Origin of the sequence: Agrobacterium sp. SOY23 (genome assembly GCF_027212525.1) — a bacterium.
Taxonomy (GTDB): domain Bacteria; phylum Pseudomonadota; class Alphaproteobacteria; order Rhizobiales; family Rhizobiaceae; genus Agrobacterium; species Agrobacterium tumefaciens_I.
In genome coordinates, this window is record NZ_JAPWDT010000004.1 from 85,292 (window position 1) to 107,225 (window position 21,934).

Consider the following 21,934-nt stretch of genomic DNA (forward strand, 5'->3'; position numbering starts at 1 on the left):
GTTCACCTCAAATCTCGAACGTACCCGATGCAACCCGCACCGCGTGGCCGCCGATGCGGGCGCGGGCGATTTCGTTGTCCTTGATGTCCATGCGCAGGTGGATGTGGGATGGTCTTTCCATCTCCACGCCCTGCTCTATCAGGAGCGGATGGTGACCGTCCGTCAGTCCGTCGAAATGGTGGATCGCACCGGAAAGGGCGGCGGCGGCCGAGCCGGTGGCGGGGTCCTCCGCAATCCCCATTTCCGGGGAGAACATGCGCACATGGAATTTTGCCGCGTGATTGACGCCACCGCGACAGTAGATATAGGCCGCCGTCAGCAGGCCTTCGACCAAAGGCGCGGTGCGCAGCCAGAGATTGGCGTCGAAATCCATGTCGCGCACGGCGGCGATATTGTGCATCGGCACCAGCAGGAAAGGCACGCCGGCCGTCCAGATCGACGGCACATGATTCTCGAAGCCTAAATGTCCCTCGCTGACGCCAAGCGCGTCGGCAAGCGCAGTATGATCGAGCGGCAGCTCGACGCGGGAGGATTTGCGCGGCAGGTCGAATTCCGCAAAGCTGACCGCGCCCGCGCGCATTTTCACGGCGCAGCGCACCGGCCCCACCTTTTCTTCCAGCACGCAAACCATGTCGATATCGTCATCGCCCTCGCTGCGATTGCGCTCGGCAATGGCGACGGCCGCGCCGACGGTCGGGTGGCCAGCGAAAGGCAATTCGCCCGAAGGCGTGAAGATGCGCAGCGAAGCGGCATGTGCCGGATTGGTCGAGCGGTTGATGAAAACCGTCTCGGAGAGGTTCATTTCCCGCGCAATTGCCTGCATGGTGTCCTGGGGAAGATCATCGGCGTCATACATGACCGCCAGCGGATTTCCCGCCATTTTCGTCTCGGTAAAGACATCGTAGATATCGTAGTTCAGCGCCACATCCGTCTCCTGCCACTCGTCATTCCGGCTGCCCTGGCAAACTGCATCAGGCCGCCCCGCATCGCAACCCTTGTTGGCAGCCGCAAATCAAGAAGCTGTGGACCGGAACGACAAGACCGATCGCAACGGAACGCCTGCGGGTCCGAAAGGCCTTGTGGCCTGCCGCCGTCTTCATGTACCAAGGGTGCGTCTGGCGGCTTGTTATCGGCCTCTTCATCGGGGTTTGAAGATTTCGAGCCGCTTCAACGGGTTACAGCGTCCTGCGCGGGCCGGGTCCGGTCTGCGCCGTTGTCGAGGGAAGCGGATGTCGCATTCTACCTATTCACTGTCCTTCGTCGCCTCGGCAACCGAGGAGGCTCAGACGGCGCTGAAAGAACTGAAGGACATTTACGGCGATACGCCTTTCGATGAGGCAGACGTGATCGTCGCGCTTGGCGGCGACGGCTTCATGCTGCAAATCCTCAACCAGACAATGAATTCGGGCAAGCGGGTCTATGGCATGAACCGGGGATCCGTCGGCTTCCTGATGAACGACTATCGGGTGGAAGGCCTCATACAGCGCATCGCGGTGGCGAGCGGCAATGATTTCCATCCCCTGCGCATGACGACGACGGATTCCGACGGCGACGAGTTTACCGCCCTTGCCATGAACGAGGTGAGTCTGTTTCGGCAATCGCACCAGGCCGCAAAGCTGCGTGTCGAGGTGGATGGCAAGGTGCGGCTGGAGGAGCTTATCTGCGATGGCATGATGGTGGCGACCCCGGCAGGGTCGACAGCCTATAACTTCTCCGCCCATGGGCCGATCCTGCCGCTCGAATCGCCGCTTCTGGCACTCACCCCCGTCAGTGCGTTCCGTCCGCGGCGCTGGCGCGGTGCGCTTTTGCCGAACAAGGTAACGGTCGATATTCATGTCCTCGAACGCGACAAGCGCCCAGTGAACGCGGTGGCCGACCACACCGAGGTTAAATCCGTTCGTCACGTCAGGATCGCACAATCACAGGACAGGACGGCGAGAATTCTCTCGGATCCGGATCGTTCATGGTCGGACCGGGTTCTGGCCGAACAGTTCAACAACTAAACCAACCACCACGATAGCCATGTACGCCAAAAAATCCCTCCTAGCTGCCCTGCTTGTTGCCACGACCGTCTTGCCCGCGCGGGCGCAGACGCAGGCGATCGACACGCTGCCTGTTTCTGCCATATTCGTCGTCAGCAGCGGCATGTGGGAAGATCGGAACCTTGAGCCGGTAAAAGGCCCTGACGGACAATTGCGGCCACCGCCTGCCTCGCCCACACGGGGCTATTACAAGGTTATTGCGATCCGCCAGGGCGACGGCACGGCGAAAATCTACCTGCAGCGCATCGTCTTTACCGCCGATGGCCCTAGCCTCCTCGAAAATATCGAGCTGGAAGAATTCAACCAGATGAAGTCCTATGTCACGGATATCCGTCCGGAAAGCTCGAATGGCGCCCCCGCCTCGCCCGGCCTGTTCGTCACCGTCTATCTGAAGACGGACCCGATGGCCAAGGAAGCGGAAAGCTGGACGATCCTGATCGACGAGCTCGGTGAGATGAAGGTCGAAAAAGCCTCGAACTAACCCGGTATTGTGGGTTCACTCTCTTCCGTCATTCCGGCCCTGAGCCGGAAACTAGTCAGCCCAAGTCCTTGGGCCGAAGGGACTTTCCCGCCGCGCCGACGGGTGTCGACTGGATACCGGCACAAGGCCGACATGACGGAAAAGGAAAATGCTAGTCGAAGTATAGGGTGCATTCGTTGCCTGATCCAAAGCAGTTTCAGGACTGACAGCCGTACTGGAATACTCTAGTCGTTCAGCTCATGCGGCCCGGCGAGCACTGCTCCGAAATGATGCTTCCATAATCTCGCCCCGAGTTCACCGCTGCGGTCGAGACTGGAGCCCACCGTCAGCCACGGCAGAAGCGTGGGATGCAGCCCCGCGTCGAAGAGGGCAAAACCGGCGGCCAGCACGCAGGTATCGGCCTGAATACCGCAGACCAGCACTCGCTCCGGCTTGAGAGACAGGAGATGGTCGATCGCCGCTTTCGGCGGCGCATAACCGTGCTTGATGAAGATGTGGTCCGCCGCGACAAGCGAGCAGTCATCCCTGCCCGGTTTCCAGCCAAGCTGCCGTTCGAAGGGTATCACGCTTTCATCATGGCGCTCGACGGTGGCAATGCTAGGCATGGTTCCGGCAAGTGCGGAAATCTCCGCCACCAATGCGGCCGGCGGATTGAAGCTCGGCTGAACGTCGACGATGTAGAGCACCTGTTTCATGCATCCCTCCAACGAAAAACCCCTCGCAGTGGGTTGCGAGAGGCAATTTTCCGATCGACGCATCGGGCGTCTTAATCGATATCCGCGACTTCCACATCCGCGCCGCCGCTGATGCGGTGAGCGAGTGCGGCTTCCATGAACTCGTTCAGGTCACCGTCCAGCACGTTGCCGGGCGCGGTGCTTTCCACGCCGGTGCGCAGATCCTTGACCAGCTGGTAGGGCTGCAGAACGTAGGAACGGATCTGATGGCCCCAGCCGATATCGGTCTTGGATGCCGCCTGGGCGTTTGCAGCCTCTTCGCGCTTCTGCAGTTCCACCTCATAGAGACGGGCGCGCAGCATGTCCCACGCCTTGGCGCGGTTCTTGTGCTGGGAGCGCTCCTGCTGGCAGGCAACGGCGATGCCGGTCGGAATATGCGTGATACGCACGGCCGAGTCGGTGGTGTTAACGTGCTGGCCGCCCGCACCGGACGAACGGTATGTATCGATGCGGCAATCGCTTTCATTGATGTCGATCTGGATCGAATCATCGACCACCGGATAGACCCAGATGGAAGAAAACGAGGTGTGACGCCGGGCATTGCTGTCATAGGGCGAGATGCGAACAAGGCGGTGTACGCCCGATTCCGTTTTCATCCAGCCGAAGGCGTTATGGCCCTTGACCAGGATCGTCGCCGACTTGATGCCTGCCTCGTCGCCGTCATGGATTTCGAGAACTTCGACCTTGAAGCCCTGACGCTCGGCCCAGCGGGTGTACATGCGCAGCAGCATGTTCGCCCAATCCTGGCTTTCGGTGCCGCCTGCGCCGGAATGCACTTCCACATAGGTGTCGTTGCTGTCGGCCTCGCCGGAAAGCATGGCTTCCACCTGACGGCGGTTCGCTTCGCTTCTCAGCGCCTTCAGCGCGTCTTCGGCGTCCTTGACGATCTCGTCGTCGCCTTCCATCTCGCCGAGTTCAATCAGCTCGATATTGTCCTTGAGCTGCTGCTCCAGCGCCTTGACGCCGTTGATGCTGTCATCCAGCTGCTGGCGTTCGCGCATCAGCTTCTGGGCTTCGGAGGCATCGTTCCAGAGGGTCGGATCCTCTGCCTTGTTATTCAACCAGTCCAGTCGTCTTATCGCCTGGTCCCAGTCAAAGATGCCTCCTCAGCAGGCTTATGGCCTGCTTGATTTCGTCGACTACGTTCACGATTTCATTGCGCATTTCGCTGGTTCTTCGCCTTCATTGAAACTTGCTGCTCAAATAAATGCGGGGGGCGCGGATGTAAAGACCCACGCCCCCCGATGATCCCGGAACTTGAGATCAATAAAGACCGCCGCCACCGCCGGTGATGGCCTGCTGTGCCTGCGGCGAGGTCTTCAGAATGTCTTCCTGCGACATATAGCCTTCCGCACCGATCACCGAGAAGGTGGAAGCTGGACCCGTGCCGGGCTTGAAGGCTTCCATGATCGTGTCCGGTTCGCCTTCAGCCGCCGCCATGCCCGTCTTGCGGTTGACTGCGACAAAGTTCATGCCGGCAGGCACGATGAACTTGCTCGGCTCCATGTGCTTGGCCGCATCGGCGATGAATTCACCGAAGATCGGCGCCGACAGCGAGCCACCTGTGCCGCCGCGACCGAGCGGTGCGGGCGAATCGAAGCCGATATAGAGGCCCGCAACCATGTCCGGCGTATAACCGACGAACCAGGCGTCCTTTTCATCATTGGTCGTGCCCGTCTTGCCGGCAACCGGCAGATCGACCTTGATCTTGCCCGCCGCCGTACCGCGCTGCACGACGCCTTCCAGCATCGAGGTCGTCTGGTAAGCGGTCATCGGGTCGAGAACCTGCTCGCGATTGTCGACGACGACTGGTTCGTCCTGGTTCTGCCAGCTCGTCGCATTGCAGCCTTCGCAGGCGCGCTCCTCGTGGCGGAAGATCGTCTTGCCGTAGCGGTCCTGAATACGGTCGATCAGCGTCGGCTTGATCTGCTTGCCGCCATTGGCGATGACCGAATAGGCCGAGACCATGCGCATGACGGTGGTTTCACCCGAACCGAGCGACATGGAGAGAAGCGGCGGCATCTTGTCGTAGATGCCGAAGCGTTCGGCATATTCCGCCACCAGGTTCATGCCCATGTCCTGCGCCAGGCGCACGGTCATGAGGTTACGGGATTTTTCGATGCCGAGACGCAGCGTCGACGGACCGGCGGAACCGCCGCCGTAATTCTGCGGCTTCCAGACCTGATTGCCGGAAACCACCTCTATCGGCGCATCAAGAATAACCGATGCCGGCGTATAGCCGTTGTCGAGCGCCGCCGCATAGATGAACGGCTTGAAGGAGGAGCCCGGCTGGCGCATGGCCTGCGTGGAGCGGTTGAATTCCGACTGCGCATAGGAGAAACCGCCGACCATGGCCAGAACACGGCCGGTATGCGGGTCCATCACCACCATGCCGCCCTGCACCTTCGGCGGCTGGCGCAGGCGGTATTCATTGCCGGAATTGGCAAGCGGCTGCGCATAAATGACATCACCAGCAGCAAGGACGCCGACCGGCGACTTGGCGGTCGCCTTTTTGCCGGTCGCATCGCGATAGGCCCAGCGCATGTTTTCCGCGGAGATATGGCCGCGCGTGCGCGTGTCGCCATCTTCCGTTTCCGTATCTGGCTGCACGCCGATATCGACGCCATCGGCACCAACGGCGAGCACGACCGCTACTTTCCATTCAGGAACGTCGCGCAGGCCCTTGACCTTGGCAAGCGCCGCCGTCCAGTCACCCGTAGTCTCGATCTTTTCAACGGGTCCGCGGAAACCGCGACGCTCGTCATATTGGACAAGCCCGTCCTGAAGCGCCTTGCGCGCCTCCATCTGGATTTGCGGATCGAAAGAGGTGCGGACCGAAAGGCCGCCTTCAAGAAGCGCTTCCTCGCCATATTTCTCGACAATCTGGCGGCGGACTTCCTCGGCGAAATAATCGGATGCAAAAATATGCGCGCCGCCGCGGCGCAGATTGACGCCAAGCGGCTGTTTTTTAGCGTCAGCGGCGTCTGCGACAGTGATGTAGCCGTTCTCGGCCATGCGGTCGATCACCCAGTCACGGCGCTCCAGAGCGGCCTTTTCGCGACGGATCGGATGGTAGTTGGCCGGCCCCTTCGGCAGCGAGGCGAGATAAGCGGTCTCGGCGATGGTCAGTTCCGTCACCGACTTGTTGAAATAGGTAAGTGCCGCACCGGCGATGCCGTAGGAATTCAGGCCGAAAAAGATCTCGTTCAAATAAAGCTCGAGAATCTTGTCCTTGGAATAGGTTTGCTCGATGCGGAAGGAGAGGATGGCTTCCTTGAGCTTGCGGTCGATGGTCTGGTCGTTGGTCAGCAGGAAGTTCTTCGCCACCTGCTGGGTGATGGTGGAAGCGCCGACCGGACGGCGGCCGGAGCCGAAATTCTGGATATTGACGAGGATGGCGCGGCCGAGACCGAAGACATCGACGCCCGGATGATTGTAGAAATTCTTGTCTTCGGCAGAAAGGAAGGCGGCCTTCACGCGGTCGGGAATGGCCTGGATGGGCAGGAACAGGCGCTTTTCATGGGCATATTCGGCCATCAGCGCACCGTTGCCGGCGTGAACGCGGGTCGTCACCGGCGGCTCGTAGGTGCTCAGGACGGCATAATCCGGCAGGTCCTTCGTCACGCCGTGCAAATAAATCGCAGCGACGACGGCGGCGCACAGGAAGAGCACGCTGGCCAAGCCGAAAAAATATCCAATCAGTCTGATCATACCAAGCTACCGATAATTCGAATCGTAACCATCAACGCCCGATGATACGGGCGCATCCTTGCATATCGCGTGCCGTTTTGCACACCATACCTTCGATGACAAGCCGGATACGGCAGCATTCGCCGATATGTTACCGGGCCAACCGTCGCAATCGAGCTTCAGCCGCCATGCGCATCGCCACCGAATCCGCTTTCCGAGTAACGCGGGGAATGTGAGTAAAATAGGGCTCGCGGATGTTAATCAGCCGCAAGCCCCAAGAATTGAACAGCTTTTCGGCGGCCAATGGCAGGGCGGCAACAGTATGGCCACCCTCCGCCCCATGTCTCAGCCGCCGTTCGCCACGGCCTTGGCGCGGTATCGCCCGACGGCGGTTGCCAGCGTATCGGCGACCTTTTTGCGCCATTCCGCATCGAGAAGCAGCTTTTCGTCTTCCGGATTGGAAAGGAAACCGAGTTCCAGCAGCACCGAAGGCACATCATGGGCGCGCAGCACCATGAAACCGGCGTAACGGTGCGGATTGTTGATGAGACCCACCTGCCCCTCGAAGGAAGAGACGATGTTTTCGGCGAGCGTCACCGAAAAGGCCTGGGTTTCGCGGCGGGTGAAATCGAGAAGGATATCGGCCACTTCCGGCGGCTCGCTGGAGACCGCGACACCGGCGATCTGGTCGGATTTGTTTTCGCGCTCGGCGAGCTCCTGCGCCTGCCGGTCCGATGCCCGGTCCGACAATGTATAAACGGTCGCGCCGCGAATGCCCTTCTGCTTAAGCGTATCGGCATGCAGGGATATAAAGAGATTGGCATTGTTCTGGCGGGCGATCGTCACCCGCTCCGACAAAGCAAGGAAAGTATCGGAATCCCGCGTCAGGAACGCTTTTATGCCGGGTTCGCGGTTCAGCCGTTCCACAAGTTCCTTCGCAAAGGTCAGCGTTATGACCTTTTCCTCGGTGCCCGTCGTGCCGCCGGTGGCGCCGGCATCGATGCCGCCATGGCCGGCATCGACCGCGATGACGAATTCCGCCGGGCGCGACGTCTTGTCGTCCGGCGCGATCGCAGCGGTGGTTACCGGCGCCGGTGCCTGCCACTGCTGGTCCTTCACCAGCTCGGCGAACTTACCCTTGGTGGTTATCTCGCTATCCAGAATGAAATGGAAAGATGCGCCGTCATCACCCTTTTTTGTTTCGGCAACCGCCACCTGGACCGGCTTTTTGGCCGTCAACACGATGCGGGCGCTGTTCTGGCCGATACTGCCGAAGCGGATATCTGAAAAAAGGCCGGTCGGTTTAAGGTCGGAGGCGGGGAAGCGGAAATTCACCGCCGGAAAGTCGACGACGATGCGGGCAGGCGAATCGAGATAATGCACATCGAATTCCGGCTCCTCGGCAAAATCGAGAACGATGCGCGTGCGCGCCTCGTCGCCGATGATCCGCGCCTGCTGCGCGACGATCGGTTCGGCGGCATGGGCTGCCGGGATGGCGGAAACGGAGGCGACAAGGCAAAACGCGAAAGCCGCCGCAAGCCGCGCGATTCGCGCACCAAGCCGCCCTGCCCCACCCGATATCGCTGCGCTGCGCGTGAAATTCATGATCTTCAAGAAATTCCGTATTTCAGTCGTTTTCGATAAACGGCGCGGAAAAACACCGGTAACGATGCCTTTTCAACCACGCCGAACGATGGTTTGCGCATTTGCGCCCCACAATCGCAGGCCTTGGTGAACCAATTGTTAACCCGGAAATTCCACCAATAATATGGCATATTTAGCCAGCCTATTGCTATTATGACAGAGAAAACATACAACACGGATGAGGGTTAAAAGTGTTGACGGGATAGATGCCCGCCGGCTGCCAATCGAAAAAGACGCTGGCGCTGCACATCGGGCAATCATCTGCCGTCGTTACATTTATCCTGAAACTGGATCAATTCCGGCTGTGGCCGGAGACCTACCCGGTGGCGCCGCCACCGCCGCTCTGAGGAGAGCAAATTCATCGGACCCCAAGGGGTCTATATATTATTGTCGTTCCGCCTGGCCAATGATGTCGCAGCAGTTTTCACATGAACCGGATACCAGGAGCAGGCCAAGCGCCTCGCCGTCGGTCCGGATGCTGCCAGTTTACAGAGGCCCGGCAGGAGACTTCATTTCCGGCACATCCTTGCACTCATATGAAAGGCTCGTCCGTGTGGCGGGCCTGTTCTCGTATAAAACAAGGCTGCGCCGAGGAGCACAGCTTACATGGCAGACAAAATGCTTATCGACGCCTCCCACGAAGAGGAGACACGCGTAGTCGTTGTCCGTGGGAACCGGATCGAAGAATTCGATTTCGAATCGGAGCACAAGAAGCAGATCCGCGGCAATATCTACCTTGCCAAGGTCACGCGCGTTGAGCCCTCGCTGCAGGCGGCTTTCGTTGACTATGGTGGAAATCGCCACGGCTTTCTCGCTTTTGCGGAAATCCATCCGGATTATTATCAGATCCCGCTTGCCGACCGTCAGGCCCTCCTGAAGGCGGAAGCCGAAGATCATCGCCGCAGCGACGATTTCGAATCCGCCGACGCACCCGAGCCCGCAGCACCGATGATCGACCTTTCCCAGGTGGATCAGCCGGATGTCGGCATTGTTTCCGCGGATGAAATCACTGAAACCGTCGTCACGGAAGAAGCAGCGCCCGTCGCGGAAGCTGTCTCCGAGGAAGCGGCCGTAGAAGCGGTTGCGGAAGAAGCGCCCGCCGAGGAAGAAAAGCCGAAGAAGCGCACCCGCCGCCCCCGCGCCAAGAAGAAGACCGCGGAAGAAGAAGCCGTAGCGGCCGAGGCTGCCGAAGCATCTTCCGAAGACGATGGTAGCACCAGTGGCGAAATGGCCGCCATGGTCGATACCGACACGATTTCCGAGGAAGTCGAAGGTCTTCGCCGCGGCAATGACGATGATGACGACGACGATGATGACGACCATCACGAAAAGGAAGTGATCGAATCCGTTGGCGCCGAAGACGCCATGGAAGAAGTTCCCGATCGGGTCGCCCGCAAGCCGCGCAAGCAGTATCGCATCCAGGAAGTCATCAAGCGCCGGCAGATTCTGCTGGTACAGGTTGCCAAGGAAGAACGCGGCAACAAGGGTGCCGCACTCACCACCTATCTGTCGCTTGCCGGCCGTTATTCCGTGCTGATGCCGAATACGGCGCGTGGCGGCGGTATTTCCCGCAAGATCACCCAGCCGACCGACCGCAAGCGCCTGAAGGAAATCGCACGCGATCTGGAAGTGCCGCAGGGCATGGGCGTCATTCTGCGCACCGCAGGCGCCAACCGCACCCGCGTCGAAATCAAGCGCGACTTCGAATATCTGATGCGCCTGTGGGAAAATGTCCGCACGCTGACGCTGAATTCCACGGCGCCCTGCCTCGTTTACGAGGAAGGCTCGCTGATCAAGCGTTCGATCCGCGATCTCTACAACAAGGATATCGGCGAGATCATCGTTTCGGGCGAAGACGGCTATCGTGAAGCGAAAGACTTCATGAAGATGCTGATGCCGAGCCACGCCAAGGTGGTTCAGCCCTACCGCGACATTCACCCGATTTTCTCGCGCTCCGGCATCGAAGCCCAGCTCGACCGGATGCTGCAGCCGCAGGTCACGCTGAAGTCGGGCGGTTACCTCATCATCAACCAGACGGAAGCGCTGGTTTCGATCGACGTCAACTCCGGCCGTTCGACCCGCGAGCATTCCATCGAGGAAACCGCGCTGACGACCAACCTCGAGGCTGCGGAAGAAGTGGCGCGCCAGCTGCGCCTGCGCGACCTTGCCGGCCTCGTCGTCATCGACTTCATCGACATGGAAGAAAAGCGCAACAACCGCGCTGTCGAAAAGAAGCTCAAGGATTGCCTGAAGAACGACCGCGCGCGCATCCAGGTCGGCCGCATCTCGCATTTCGGCCTTCTGGAAATGTCGCGCCAGCGCATCCGCGCCTCGGTGCTGGAATCGACCACGCAGGTCTGCCAGCATTGCGGCGGCACGGGCCATGTGCGCTCGGAATCCTCCATCGCCCTGCATGTTCTGCGCGGCATCGAGGAATATCTGCTGCGCAACACCACCCACAACATCACCGTGCGCACCACGCCGGAAACGGCGCTTTATCTGCTCAACCACAAGCGTGGAACGATCGTCGATTATGAAGGCCGCTTCGGCGTGTCGATCATCATCGCTGCCGATTCAGGCGTCGGCGCCCAGCATTTCGCCATCGACCGCGGTGAAGCCGTCGAAAATCCGGTGAAGATCGAAAGCCTCATCCAGATGCTGCCGAACTTCGTCGAAGAGGAAGACGATTTCGTCGCCGAGGTGGAAGAGGACGAAGACGAGGAAGAAATCGTCAAGGCCGAGAGCGCCCAACCACGCCAGCAGCCGCAGGGCGAAAATGGTGAGGATGGCAAGCGTAAACGCAAGCGTCGCCGCCGCCGTCGCGGCAAGGGCGGTCAGGGTGACCAGAACGGTGCGCTCGATGGCCAGTCCGCTGATGCGGAAGGCGATGATGCCGAAGGTGACGACGATGGCGTCGAAGCCGATGAGGCAGGCGCAGACGCCGAAAACGGCACGACGGAAGCGGTAACTTCCGAAGAGGATGGCAAGCGCAAGCGCCGTCGTCGTGGCAAGCGTGGCGGCCGCCGCAACCGTGCGGAAGACGAGGCTCTCGACGCCGCCGATTCCGAAGACGAGGGTGAAGGCGAAAGCGAAGAAGTTTCCGCCGAAGCAGCCGTGAGCGAAGAGCCGACCGCCGCCGAAGTGGTGGAAAGCGCGGTCGCCGAGGTTGTGGAAGAGGAAGCGCCGAAAAAGCCGCGCCGCACCCGCAAGGCAAAGGCCAAGACGGAAACCGAGGAAGCACCGAAGGCCGAAGCCGTCGAAACGGTCGAGCCGGTGATCGTCGAGGAAACCGTTGTTGACGTCGCCGTCGAAGAAGTGAGCGAAGCTCCGGCCGATCTCACTCCGGAAGCGGAAGCACCGGCGAGCGAAGAAAAGGTTCGCGCGAACCGGGGCAGCAACGTCTCGCATTCCGAGCCGGTGGTGACCTCTTCCGGTTCGCCTGCAATACCGGAAGGCGATGAGCCCAAGCCGCGCAAGGGCGGCTGGTGGCAGCGCCGCGGCTTCTTCTGAGAGAAGTGATACTGAATAAAAACGCCCGCAACATGGTTGCGGGCGTTTTGTTTTGTCGGTGCACGAACGAGCGGTTTTTACGCTGAGACGGCGAAGCGCACCGAGTCGATTGGCTTCCGAAGTACAAACCACGGAAGATCGAGCCCATAAATTCGGCGAAAAGCTTGCTTTTTTACAATCGCGCCCCTCCCTCATCCCTGCGACAAGCACAGGAATGAGGGGCGATATAACCGTCCGTCAAACAGACCGCGTCAAACCGCCATCAACCCGAATGTTCTGGCCGGTGATATACCCCGCCCCTTCAGACGCAAGAAACGCCACGGTGGCGGCGATTTCTTCGCTCTTGCCGTAACGCTGCATCGGCACGCGTTCACGGCGCTCCTCCGTGGCCGGCAGGCTGTCGATCCAGCCGGGCAGGACATTGTTCATGCGCACATTGTCGGCCGCATAGGTATCGGCGAAAATCTTGGTGTAGGAGGCAAGGCCAGCGCGGAACACCGCCGATGTCGGGAACATGGCGCTCGGTTCGAAAGCCCAGGCCGTCGAGATGTTGACGATCGCACCCGCCCTCTGTTTCAACATGATGGGCGCGATGATCCGCGTCGGGCGGATGACGTTCATCAGGTAGACATCAAGGCCGGTGTGCCATTGCTCGTCGGTAATATCGAGAATGGAGGCGCGCGGGCCATGCCCGGCGCTATTAACCAGCACGTCGATGCGGCCGAATTTCTCGAGCGTCTGATCCGTCAGTCGCTGGAGATCGTCATTGGACTGGTTGGAACCGGTGACACCAATACCGCCCAGTTCCTTCGCCAGCGCCTCTCCCTTGCCGGAAGAGGACAGGATCGCGAGGCTGTAACCATCCGCTGCCAGACGTTTCGCCACGGCCGCGCCCATGCCGCTGCCACCTGCCGTTACAATCGCCACTTTTTCTGCCGACATCGCTTTTCTCCATGTCCAATCCGACGGGTGTCCTGCACCATATTGGCCCATCTATAACGGGTTTCAAAGGCGAGTTCGAACCAGAAAGCCTTGCAGCCCATGCAGAAAAACTGATGCTGGAAATCTCAGCCCAAACTGCTCCCCTCTGCCGGGTGGGCGTTCCGGCTGTCGGCTGGCGCCTCCTCCCGTTCCTGCAGACCATAGTCGCGGATCACATGTGCAATACGCAGCCGGTAATCGGAAAAGACGCCGGATCGGCCCAGCGCCTGTGCTGCGCGATGTGGCATGGTGTTGCGCCATGCCCGCACCGCCTCCTCATCCCGGAAGAAGGACAGGGAGAGCATCTTCTGCGGATTGCTGATGCTCTGAAACCTTTCGACGGACAAAAAACCATCGATGGTTTCGAGTTCGGCCCGCAGGCCGGCGGCAATATCCAGATAATGCTGTTTCTCGCCCTCCGCCGGCCAGACCTCGAAGATGACGGCGATCATTGCCCGCCTCCCGTCTGCGGGCCGGAAGCGAGGCGCAGGAACAGCCGGTCCTCGCGGCGGATGAACTGCTCGCGGCGGGCGAATTCATAGTTTTCCCGCCCCGCCGGGTCGGCGGCAAGCCGCGCCCTGTAGGCTTCGTAAGCAGCGAGATTTTCAACGTTGTAGACACCGTAGGCAATCGTGCTCGATCCCTCCTTCGGCGCATAATAACCGATGAGATCAGCACCGCAGCGCGGGATCGCCTCACCCCAGTTGCGGGCATATTGGTCGAAGGCCTCGACCTTGAAGGGGTCGATCTCGTAGCGAATGAAACAGGTCAGCATCGTTATTCTCCTCGTGTTTTGTCTCTCCTTTCTACACCGTTGCCTTGCAGCAATGCTTCGGCTATCATCGAAGCATGAAAGACGGACCTCTTATCGCCAATGTCGCCGCCCTGATCGGCGACCCTGCCCGCGCCAACATCTTGACGGCGTTGATGGATGGACGTGCGCTGACGGCAAGCGAGCTTGCGGAAGCCGCCGGCGTAACCCTGCAGACTGCCAGCGGGCACCTTTCCAAGCTCTCCGAGGCACAATTGCTGAAGGCGGAAAAACAGGGGCGGCATCGTTATTTTCGTCTCTCCGACGAAGATGTGGCGCAGGTTCTGGAAGCCTTGATGGGGCTTGCACAGCGCACGGGCGCGGTCCGCGTGCGCACCGGGCCCAAGGACAAGGCGCTGCGTGAAGCACGCATCTGTTACGATCACCTGGCAGGGGAAAGCGGTGTGGCACTGCTTGCCGCCATCACCGCGAAGGGGCTAGTGACGCCCGGTGACGACCCGGCGCTGACGGATGATGGGCGCGATTTCTTCTCGAACTTCGGCATCGATCTTTCGCCGCTCGAAAAGGCGCGGCGGCCGGTGTGCCTGCATTGCCTGGACTGGAGCGAACGCCGCCATCACCTCGGCGGCGGGCTCGGCGCATCGCTGCTTGAGGCCATGCAACAGCGCGACTGGCTGCGGCGCGGAAACGGCCGTGTGCTGACCTTTACCGCAAAGGGCGAAAAGGCCTTTGTCAGCACCTTTGGCTGCACGCCCGCCTGATTTCGGAAGGAGGCGGGCATGCTGGCTTATTTCAGCCAGCCGGCAATACGTCCCACCGCCTCGGCAATGTCAGATACCGAACCCGCATAAGAAATACGCAGCGCCCTGTGGCCTTCCTCGGGATCAAAATCCATGCCCGGCGTCGCCGCCACATCGATCTCCGCCAGCATGCGCTTGGCGAAATCCATGCTGTCATTGGAAAAACGGCTGGTATCGACATAGGCGTAAAAAGCCCCGTCCATCGGGGATGCCAGCGGCAGGCCGATTTCCGGCAGGCGCGCCATCAGGAAATCACGGTTGGTACGATAGCTTTCCCGGTAGACATCAAGCTCTTCCGCCGCCGAAAAGGCTGCGGTCGCCGCAAGCTGCGAGAGTTCCGGCGGTGAGATATAGAGGCTCTGGGCCAGGCACTCGACCGGACGGACGAGATTTTCGGGCAGCACCATCCAGCCGATACGCCAGCCGGTCATGCAATAATATTTGGAGAAGGAATTGATGATGATGGCGCTATCGGTGATTTCGAGCGCGCTCGTCTCTTCCCCGACGAAGGTCAGTCCGTGATAGATCTCGTCGGAAATGAAGGCCATGTCGCGGCTTTCGCAGTAGCTCGCCAGCCGCTTTAGCGCCTCGCGGCCAGTAACTGTGCCGGTCGGATTGGCGGGGCTTGCCAGAAGCACGCCCTTCAGCTTGCAGCCGGCTTTCGTTTCCGCGCGTTCGAGACTTGCCGGTGTCAGCGTGTAGCCGGTTTCGGCCGTGACCGGCACTTCCACGACATTGAGGCCGAGCGCTTTCAGAATATTGCGATAGGCCGGGTAACCGGGCCTTGCGATAGCTACATGGTCGCCGGCATCGAACAGGCTGAGGAAGGCAAGATTGAAGGCGGCGGACGAACCTGTTGTCACGGCAATGCGCGCCGGATCGATGGCGACCTGATGGCGCAGCCGGTAATGGCCGGCGATCGCCTCGCGCAGTTCACGCAGGCCGAGCGCGTCGGTATAACCGATGCGCCCGTGTTTCAGCGCTTCCTGAGCCGCTTCCAGCGAGGCTTTCGGTGCGGGATGGGAAGGCTGGCCGACCGCCATGGAAATGACGGGGCGTCCCGCCTGCCTGCGCCTGTTCGCTTCCGCCAGGATATCCATGGCGTGAAAGGGTTCGACTGCGCTCCGCTTCGACATCGTAATCAAGGGCATGCTCTTTCCTGAACCATATTTCAGAGACTTGCCGCAGAATCACAATCTTCACAATCATGCGATCATAATGCGGACAAGTATTTTTGCCGTATGGCATTTGGCTTAAAGTAAGGTAATTGCCTTCATAAGATTTCAAGAGGCTCCGGCCGAACAGAATGAGGACCGATATGGCGCATTTTCTCCGTTCCACCCTTCTCGCCAGCGTGACGGCCCTTTCAACGGTATTCGCTTCCCTGCCCGCCCATGCGCTCGATGAGCAGCAGAAAAAGGAAATGGGCGAGTTCATCAAGCAATATCTGATCGAGAACCCGGAAATCATGCTCGAGGTTCAGGATGCGCTTGAACGCAAGCAATATGCTTCGCGCAACGCCAAGGCCGCAGAAGCGGTTGCCGACAACAAGAAGGCCATCTTCGAATCGAAATACGACATGGCGCTCGGCAATCCCGACGGCGACGTCACGCTGGTCGAATTTTTCGACTATAATTGCGGCTATTGCAAACGCGCCATGGGCGATATGGACAATATCCTGAAGGGCGACAAGAAGGTCCGTGTCGTCCTCAAGGAGTTTCCGATCCTCGGGCCGGAATCGGTCGCCGCACACCGTGTCTCCAACGCCGTGAAGCTTTTGGCGCCCGCCAAATATGCCGAATTCCAGCGCACCCTGCTCGGTGGCCGTGGACGGGCCAACGAGGACAGCGCCATGGAAGTCGCCACCTCGCTTGGCCTCAAGGAAGCCGATATCCGCAAATCGATGGCGGAAAACCCCAATGACGCGCAGGTTCAGGAAACCTACAAGCTGGCAAACAGCCTCGGCATCACCGGAACACCCTCCTACATCGTTGGCAACGAGGCGGTTTTTGGTGCTGTTGGTGCCGACCCGCTGAAGGAAAAAATCGCCAATATGCGCAGCTGCGGTAAAGCCACCTGCTCGTGATTCACGCGCAAGGGCCTCATTGCCTGTGAGATAAGGGCCAGCCCCTGCGCTTTAGGGCTTGCAGGGGCTTTTCCTTGACGGCTGCGCAGTCTATAGGTGTCGCTGATTTTCTTATGGAAACGCGAATGAGCAACATCATCATCGTCATCAACGGCCCCAATCTCAACATGCTGGGAAAACGGGAACCGGGTATCTACGGTGGCAAAACGCTGAAAGACATAGAAAACGATTGCGTGAACGCCGGAGCCGATCTCGGCTTTTCGGTGGAGTTTCGCCAATCCAACCACGAGGGCGTGCTCGTGGACTGGCTGCACGAGGCGGGCGAGCGGGCGGCGGGTGTCGTCATCAATCCCGGCGCTTACAGCCACACCTCCATCGCCCTGCACGACGCCATTCGCGCAATTTCGACGCCGGTCGTCGAAGTGCACATCTCCAATATCCATGCACGGGAAGAATTCCGTCACAAATCGATGGTCTCGCCCGCAGCCAAGGGCATGATCTGCGGTTTCGGACCATATGGATACGTCATGGCGCTTCACGCGCTGAAGAACATCACGGCATAAAAAGAAACAAAGAATAGGGTTTGTCATGTCTGAAAAGAAACAGGGTATCGACAAGGAACTGATCCGCGAACTCGCGAATATCCTCAATGATACCGACCTTTCGGAAATCGAAGTGGAGCAGGAAGACCTGCGTATCCGCGTTTCCCGCGCGGCTCCCGCTCCCGCCACGGTCTATGCCGCAGCACCCGCCGCTTATGCGCCCGCGCCGGCAGCAGCAGCGCCTGCAGCCGCACCGGCAGTTGCTGCCCCGGCCGCAGCTGCGGCGTCTGCAGCACCGGCCCGCAACCCGGCCAACACCGTCTCTTCGCCGATGGTCGGCACGGTCTATCTGTCGCCTGCTCCTGGCGCCCGCCCCTTCATCGAAGTTGGCGCGACCGTCAAGGAAGGCCAGACCATCCTCATCGTCGAGGCCATGAAGACCATGAACCAGATTCCGGCACCCAAGTCCGGCAAGGTCGTGGAAATCATCGTCAACGACGCACAGCCCGTGGAGTATGGCGAAGCCCTCGTGGTCATCGAATAAAGGCGGTTCAGCATGGTTTCGAAGATCCTCATAGCCAACCGTGGCGAAATCGCGCTGCGCGTCCTGCGCGCCGCGAAAGAGCTTGGCATTCCCACCGTCGCCGTGCATTCCACGGCCGACGCGGACGCCATGCATGTGCGCCTTGCCGACGAAAGCGTGTGCATCGGCCCGCCGCCCTCGCGTGACAGCTACCTCAACATCCACCAGATCGTTGCGGCCTGCGAAATCACCGGTGCGGACGCCGTTCACCCCGGTTACGGCTTCCTGTCGGAAAACGCCAAGTTTGCCGATATTCTCGACGCGCACGGCATCACCTTCATCGGGCCGACCGCCGAACATATCCGCATCATGGGCGACAAGATCACCGCCAAGCAGACGGCGCAGGAACTCGGCATTCCCGTCGTTCCCGGCTCCGACGGTGAAGTGAAGCCCGAAAACGCGCTTGAAATCGCCCGGACGATCGGCTTCCCGGTCCTCATCAAGGCGACGGCAGGCGGTGGCGGCCGCGGCATGAAAGTGGCGAAGACCGAAGCCGATCTGGAAGAAGCGGTTGCAACCGCCCGTTCCGAAGCGGCAGCAGCCTTTGGCAACGATGCCGTCTACATGGAAAAGTACCTCGGCAAGCCGCGGCATATCGAGGTGCAGGTTTTCGGCGATGGTGAAGGCAATGCCGTTCACCTTGGCGAACGCGATTGCTCGTTGCAGCGCCGTCACCAGAAGGTGCTGGAAGAAGCAAACTCCCCGGCGCTGACCGTCGAACAGCGCATGAAGATCGGCGAAATCTGCGCCGACGCCATGCGCAAGCTGAAATATCGCGGCGCCGGCACCATCGAGTTCCTTTATGAAAACGGCGAGTTCTATTTCATCGAAATGAACACCCGTCTGCAGGTGGAGCATCCGGTCACGGAAGCCATCACCGGCATGGATCTCGTGCAGGAGCAGATCCGGGTCGCTTCGGGCCAGGGCCTGTCGGTCACGCAGGCGGATATCGAATTCCATGGCCATGCCATCGAATGCCGAATCAATGCCGAAGACCCGCGCACCTTCGTTCCCTCGCCGGGCACGCTGACCTATTTCCATACGCCTGGCGGCCTTGGTGTACGTGTCGATTCGGGCGCCTATCAGGGCTACAAGATCCCGCCCTATTACGACAGCATGATCGGCAAGCTGATCGTTCACGGTCGTGACCGTGACGAGTGCATCCGCCGCCTGCGTCGGGCGCTCGACGAATTCGTCGTTGATGGCATCAAGACCACGCTGCCGCTTTTCCAGGACCTCCTCCAGAACGAGGATATCCTGAAGGGCGATTACGATATTCACTGGCTGGAAAAATACCTGGCCGGTGACGCGTCTCACTAAGACGATATGGTTGGGCGGCGCAGCAGAAATAACGGCATAACGGTCGATATCCTGCTGCGCGCCTATTCCGCCGGCCTGTTTCCCATGGCCGATTCGGCAGACGATCCGGAGCTTTTCTGGGTCGAGCCGGAAATACGCGGTATCATTCCGCTCGATGATTTCCATGTTTCCAAAAGCCTCGCCAAGGCGATACGCAAGAAGCCGTTCGAGATACGCTTCAACACCGCCTTCGAAGCGGTGATGGCGGGCTGCGCGGCGGAAGCGCCGGACCGGCCAAGCACCTGGATCAACGCCACGATCCGCAGGCTTTATACCGAGCTCCACCAGATCGGCCACGCCCACAGCGTCGAGGCGTGGGAGGGTGATGAGCTTGTCGGCGGGCTTTACGGCGTTTCGCTTGGCGCTGCCTTCTTCGGCGAAAGCATGTTTTCCCGCCGCACCAATGCGTCGAAGATTTGCCTCGTGCATCTGGTGGAACGGTTACGAGCGAAGGGATTCGTGCTGCTCGACACGCAATTCACCACAGAACATCTGAAGACATTCGGGGCTATAGACGTGCCGAAGCTGGAATATGCCAAGATGCTCGATCTCGCCGTGAACCGGCCGAGCCTGCAATTCTAGTCTTTACGTTAGGTTATTTGCTTGCCGTGGAGGGAGCCGGAACCTCGGAGTCCTGCTTGCAACCCGTCAGCCACACGTCATAGATCGGGTGTTCGACGGCATTGAGGCCGGGGCTATCGGCAAACATCCAGCCGGTAAAGATACGGCGGATCTTGCGGTCGAGGGTGATTTCATCGACTTCGATGAAGGCGTCGATCTTCTGGGTTTCGGTCTGGTCACGGGAGTAGCAGACCTTCGGCGTCACCTGAAGCGCGCCGAACTGCACCGTCTCGTCGATATAGACATCGAAGGAAGTGATGCGGCCGGTGATCTTGTCGATGCCGGAAAACACCGCAACGCGGTTTTCCAGACGGGCGGCGGAGACGGGTGAGACGAGGAGAACAGCAGAGACAGCCGCAAACAGCGAGACTGTCAGCGCACGCAAAGAACGATCCCGCGTGATTTTCCTCATAAAGTGGTCTCCAAAATTTGCCTGTGTCGCTATTCCGACTGGATCAACGCCTAAGGGCGGAATGTGGCAAAAACCGGTGGGCCGGATGCCGGCGCGGTGTTTTGCACAACACCGCGCATCTGAAATGCTCAGTTGCCGGGGGTCCAGGCGTCGTAGTCGCCGGTCACGCGCGGACGCTCGCCGGCTACCGCCAACGATCCCTGCGGACGATAGGCCTTGGATGTGCCGGTGTGGTTGGGCTGGTGCGGCTTCTGCCATTCGCGAGCCGCGTAGCTTTCCTGGCTCGGCGGCACGTCGGTGCGGTAATGCATCCAGCCATGCCAGCCGGGCGGAATGGCGGAGGCTTCGGCATAACCGTTATATATCACCCAGCGGCGCGGCATGCCCCATGAGGTGGTGCCACCTTCATAATAGGTGTTGCCCAACTCGTCCTGTCCTACCTTCTTGCCGAAACGCCAAGTGTGAAACCGCGTTCCGATCGTCTGGCCGTTCCACCAGGTGAAGATTTGCGTCAGGAGAGTCTTCATTATGCGTTCCTCGGGCTTGAATGCGCCGCAGCGATTTTCCGTGCACGGCACAAGACATGCTTATGCCGCCCCTCACGGCAATTGTCCAGCATTTCGAGATATATCCGCGCTATTTCAGCTTCATCCTGAAGCCCAGATGCCGCTTCTCGAAACCCAGCCGTTCATAGAAGCGATGCGCGTCCAGCCGGGCCATGTTGGAGGTGAGTTGCGCGGCGTTCAACCCCCGTCGGCGGGCTTCTTCCAGGCAATGATTGATCATCACCGCGCCGATACCGCGACCGCGCATATCGGCACGCGTCTGCACCGCCTCGATCACCATCGACTTCGCCCCTCGCCCGACCAGCTTGGTCAGGATCGCCGTCTGAAAGGTGCCGACCACCTCACCATCCAGTTCCGCCACATAAAGCGTTTCGCTGGGCGATGCTTCGATCGCCCGGAAGGCAGCGAGATAATCCGGCTGCGCCGAGTCGTCGGCCGTATCGCCGTGGCCACCGATCTCGTCGGCGGCAAAGATGGCGGCGAGCGCCGGCAGATCGTCTTCGCGTGCCCTGCGTATAATCAGCGTCTGCAATGTCGCATTCATCGTCTCAGGCTCTTTTCCATAACGATGCCGGGCAGACCCTCGATGCCAGCCATGCGCTCGATTCGGTCTACCTCGACAAATCCGACGCCTTCATAAAAGGCGATTGCGACAGTATTTTTAGGTTCGACCTCGAGACGCATGATTTCCGCATCGGGAAAGCAGGTTTCAAGCTCGGCGAAGAGATCGCGCCCCACGCCCTGCCGCTGAAGATCAGGCGCCACATAAAGCTGGTGCAGCAGCGCAGTCTTCGCCATCTTGGTGGACATGGAGCCATAGGCCATGCCGCCGATCCGCTTGCCGTCATCGGCCACCAGAAACTCGCCACCCTTTTTCTCGATACGATCCTTCATGGCCTGCGGCGAATGCCATGCGGCAATCAGCTCGTTCACCTTGTCCGCACCGTAGATCGTGTCATAGGTGGCGTGCCATGTCGTGGCGAGCAGGGTGCGTACCGGCTCGATGTCTCGCAGGCTGGCTGTGCGGATGAAAAACATGATCTGGCTCCGTCTCAGAATAGAAAAAGCCGGGCGTTGATCCCGGCAGCAAGCGATGTCAGCCCCCAATCTC

22 protein-coding genes are annotated in these 21,934 nt (G+C 59.9%); 9 read left to right on the forward strand and 13 right to left on the reverse strand.

What is annotated here, in order from left to right; translation table 11 throughout:
- Positions 1 to 7: 7 nt before the first annotated feature.
- Positions 8 to 925 carry a PhzF family phenazine biosynthesis protein gene (locus O3S81_RS12625; protein ID WP_269343655.1) on the reverse strand — a complete coding sequence of 306 codons (918 nt, stop codon included), beginning with the start codon at positions 923 to 925 and terminating at the stop codon, positions 8 to 10.
- A gap of 304 nt (positions 926 to 1,229) precedes the next feature.
- Between O3S81_RS12625 and O3S81_RS12630 the strand changes: the two genes are divergently transcribed.
- Positions 1,230 to 2,003 carry an NAD kinase gene (locus tag O3S81_RS12630; protein ID WP_269343657.1) on the forward strand — a complete coding sequence of 258 codons (774 nt, stop codon included), beginning with the start codon at positions 1,230 to 1,232 and terminating at the stop codon, positions 2,001 to 2,003.
- A gap of 19 nt (positions 2,004 to 2,022) precedes the next feature.
- On the forward strand, positions 2,023 to 2,523 hold the full coding sequence (locus O3S81_RS12635; RefSeq protein WP_269343659.1) for a hypothetical protein: 501 nt from the start codon (positions 2,023 to 2,025) through the stop codon (positions 2,521 to 2,523).
- A 224-nt stretch (positions 2,524 to 2,747) separates the two neighbouring features.
- Here the strand turns inward: O3S81_RS12635 and O3S81_RS12640 are convergent, their stop codons facing one another.
- The 4 genes from O3S81_RS12640 to O3S81_RS12655 all read right to left on the reverse strand — a co-directional run bounded on the left by O3S81_RS12640 (position 2,748) and on the right by O3S81_RS12655 (position 8,552).
- Entirely contained in the window at positions 2,748 to 3,218 is a 471-nt protein-coding gene (locus O3S81_RS12640; RefSeq protein ID WP_269343660.1) for a hydrolase, read from the reverse strand.
- A gap of 71 nt (positions 3,219 to 3,289) precedes the next feature.
- A protein-coding gene (prfB, locus tag O3S81_RS12645; RefSeq protein ID WP_269343662.1) for a peptide chain release factor 2 occupies positions 3,290 to 4,421 on the reverse strand; the annotation gives its coding sequence in 2 pieces (ribosomal slippage) (positions 3,290 to 4,351 and positions 4,353 to 4,421; 1,131 coding nt in all).
- Positions 4,422 to 4,520: 99 nt separating this feature from the next.
- Positions 4,521 to 6,968 carry a penicillin-binding protein 1A gene (locus O3S81_RS12650; RefSeq protein ID WP_269343664.1) on the reverse strand — a complete coding sequence of 816 codons (2,448 nt, stop codon included), beginning with the start codon at positions 6,966 to 6,968 and terminating at the stop codon, positions 4,521 to 4,523.
- Positions 6,969 to 7,292: 324 nt separating this feature from the next.
- Complete coding sequence (locus tag O3S81_RS12655; protein WP_269343665.1) at positions 7,293 to 8,552, reverse strand: N-acetylmuramoyl-L-alanine amidase; 1,260 nt, start codon at positions 8,550 to 8,552, stop codon at positions 7,293 to 7,295.
- Positions 8,553 to 9,197: 645 nt separating this feature from the next.
- On the opposite strand from O3S81_RS12655, the gene O3S81_RS12660 reads away from it, so the two are divergent.
- Positions 9,198 to 12,101 carry an Rne/Rng family ribonuclease gene (locus O3S81_RS12660; RefSeq protein ID WP_269343666.1) on the forward strand — a complete coding sequence of 968 codons (2,904 nt, stop codon included), beginning with the start codon at positions 9,198 to 9,200 and terminating at the stop codon, positions 12,099 to 12,101.
- A 237-nt stretch (positions 12,102 to 12,338) separates the two neighbouring features.
- On the opposite strand, the gene O3S81_RS12665 is transcribed toward O3S81_RS12660, so the two are convergent.
- The 3 genes from O3S81_RS12665 to O3S81_RS12675 form a co-directional block, all read right to left on the reverse strand.
- Complete coding sequence (locus O3S81_RS12665) at positions 12,339 to 13,043, reverse strand: SDR family oxidoreductase (RefSeq protein WP_269343668.1); 705 nt, start codon at positions 13,041 to 13,043, stop codon at positions 12,339 to 12,341.
- A 125-nt stretch (positions 13,044 to 13,168) separates the two neighbouring features.
- On the reverse strand, positions 13,169 to 13,534 hold the full coding sequence (locus tag O3S81_RS12670) for an antibiotic biosynthesis monooxygenase family protein (protein WP_269343670.1): 366 nt from the start codon (positions 13,532 to 13,534) through the stop codon (positions 13,169 to 13,171).
- Positions 13,531 to 13,857 (reverse strand): NIPSNAP family protein, encoded by a 327-nt coding sequence (locus O3S81_RS12675; protein ID WP_269343672.1) that lies wholly within the window; start codon positions 13,855 to 13,857, stop codon positions 13,531 to 13,533. Before O3S81_RS12675 ends, O3S81_RS12670 begins: the two co-directional genes overlap by 4 nt.
- 74 nt (positions 13,858 to 13,931) lie before the next feature.
- Between O3S81_RS12675 and O3S81_RS12680 the strand changes: the two genes are divergently transcribed.
- Positions 13,932 to 14,615 (forward strand): ArsR/SmtB family transcription factor, encoded by a 684-nt coding sequence (locus O3S81_RS12680; RefSeq protein WP_269343674.1) that lies wholly within the window; start codon positions 13,932 to 13,934, stop codon positions 14,613 to 14,615.
- 26 nt (positions 14,616 to 14,641) lie between these two features.
- Here O3S81_RS12680 and O3S81_RS12685 read toward each other — a convergent pair whose 3' ends face one another.
- Positions 14,642 to 15,799: a pyridoxal phosphate-dependent aminotransferase gene (locus O3S81_RS12685; RefSeq protein ID WP_269344422.1), complete on the reverse strand. Its 1,158-nt coding sequence runs from the start codon at positions 15,797 to 15,799 to the stop codon at positions 14,642 to 14,644.
- Between the two features lie 173 nt (positions 15,800 to 15,972).
- Here O3S81_RS12685 and O3S81_RS12690 point away from each other — a divergent pair, with 173 nt between their 5' ends.
- The 5 genes from O3S81_RS12690 (at position 15,973) to aat (ending at position 19,806) form a co-directional block, all read left to right on the forward strand.
- Complete coding sequence (locus O3S81_RS12690; RefSeq protein ID WP_269343676.1) at positions 15,973 to 16,740, forward strand: DsbA family protein; 768 nt, start codon at positions 15,973 to 15,975, stop codon at positions 16,738 to 16,740.
- A gap of 125 nt (positions 16,741 to 16,865) precedes the next feature.
- A complete protein-coding gene (gene aroQ, locus O3S81_RS12695; RefSeq protein ID WP_006312617.1) occupies positions 16,866 to 17,303 on the forward strand; it encodes a type II 3-dehydroquinate dehydratase in 438 nt (145 codons plus the stop codon).
- A 25-nt stretch (positions 17,304 to 17,328) separates the two neighbouring features.
- Positions 17,329 to 17,826, forward strand: a complete 498-nt coding sequence (accB, locus tag O3S81_RS12700; protein WP_269343681.1) for an acetyl-CoA carboxylase biotin carboxyl carrier protein — start codon at positions 17,329 to 17,331, stop codon at positions 17,824 to 17,826.
- 12 nt (positions 17,827 to 17,838) lie between these two features.
- Complete coding sequence (accC, locus tag O3S81_RS12705) at positions 17,839 to 19,185, forward strand: acetyl-CoA carboxylase biotin carboxylase subunit (protein ID WP_080825234.1); 1,347 nt, start codon at positions 17,839 to 17,841, stop codon at positions 19,183 to 19,185.
- Between the two features lie 6 nt (positions 19,186 to 19,191).
- Positions 19,192 to 19,806, forward strand: coding sequence for a leucyl/phenylalanyl-tRNA--protein transferase (gene aat / locus O3S81_RS12710; RefSeq protein ID WP_269343683.1), 615 nt, complete (start codon positions 19,192 to 19,194; stop codon positions 19,804 to 19,806).
- 13 nt (positions 19,807 to 19,819) lie between these two features.
- Here aat and O3S81_RS12715 read toward each other — a convergent pair whose 3' ends face one another.
- The 4 genes from O3S81_RS12715 to O3S81_RS12730 all read right to left on the reverse strand — a co-directional run bounded on the left by O3S81_RS12715 (position 19,820) and on the right by O3S81_RS12730 (position 21,861).
- A complete protein-coding gene (locus O3S81_RS12715; RefSeq protein ID WP_269343684.1) occupies positions 19,820 to 20,257 on the reverse strand; it encodes a DUF2155 domain-containing protein in 438 nt (145 codons plus the stop codon).
- A gap of 128 nt (positions 20,258 to 20,385) precedes the next feature.
- On the reverse strand, positions 20,386 to 20,784 hold the full coding sequence (locus O3S81_RS12720) for an NADH:ubiquinone oxidoreductase subunit NDUFA12 (protein WP_080825237.1): 399 nt from the start codon (positions 20,782 to 20,784) through the stop codon (positions 20,386 to 20,388).
- Positions 20,785 to 20,893: 109 nt separating this feature from the next.
- Positions 20,894 to 21,367: a GNAT family N-acetyltransferase gene (locus O3S81_RS12725; RefSeq protein ID WP_269343686.1), complete on the reverse strand. Its 474-nt coding sequence runs from the start codon at positions 21,365 to 21,367 to the stop codon at positions 20,894 to 20,896.
- Entirely contained in the window at positions 21,364 to 21,861 is a 498-nt protein-coding gene (locus tag O3S81_RS12730; protein ID WP_269343688.1) for a GNAT family N-acetyltransferase, read from the reverse strand. The genes O3S81_RS12725 and O3S81_RS12730 overlap by 4 nt, the downstream gene beginning before the upstream one ends.
- Between the last annotated feature and the right edge of the window lie 73 nt (positions 21,862 to 21,934).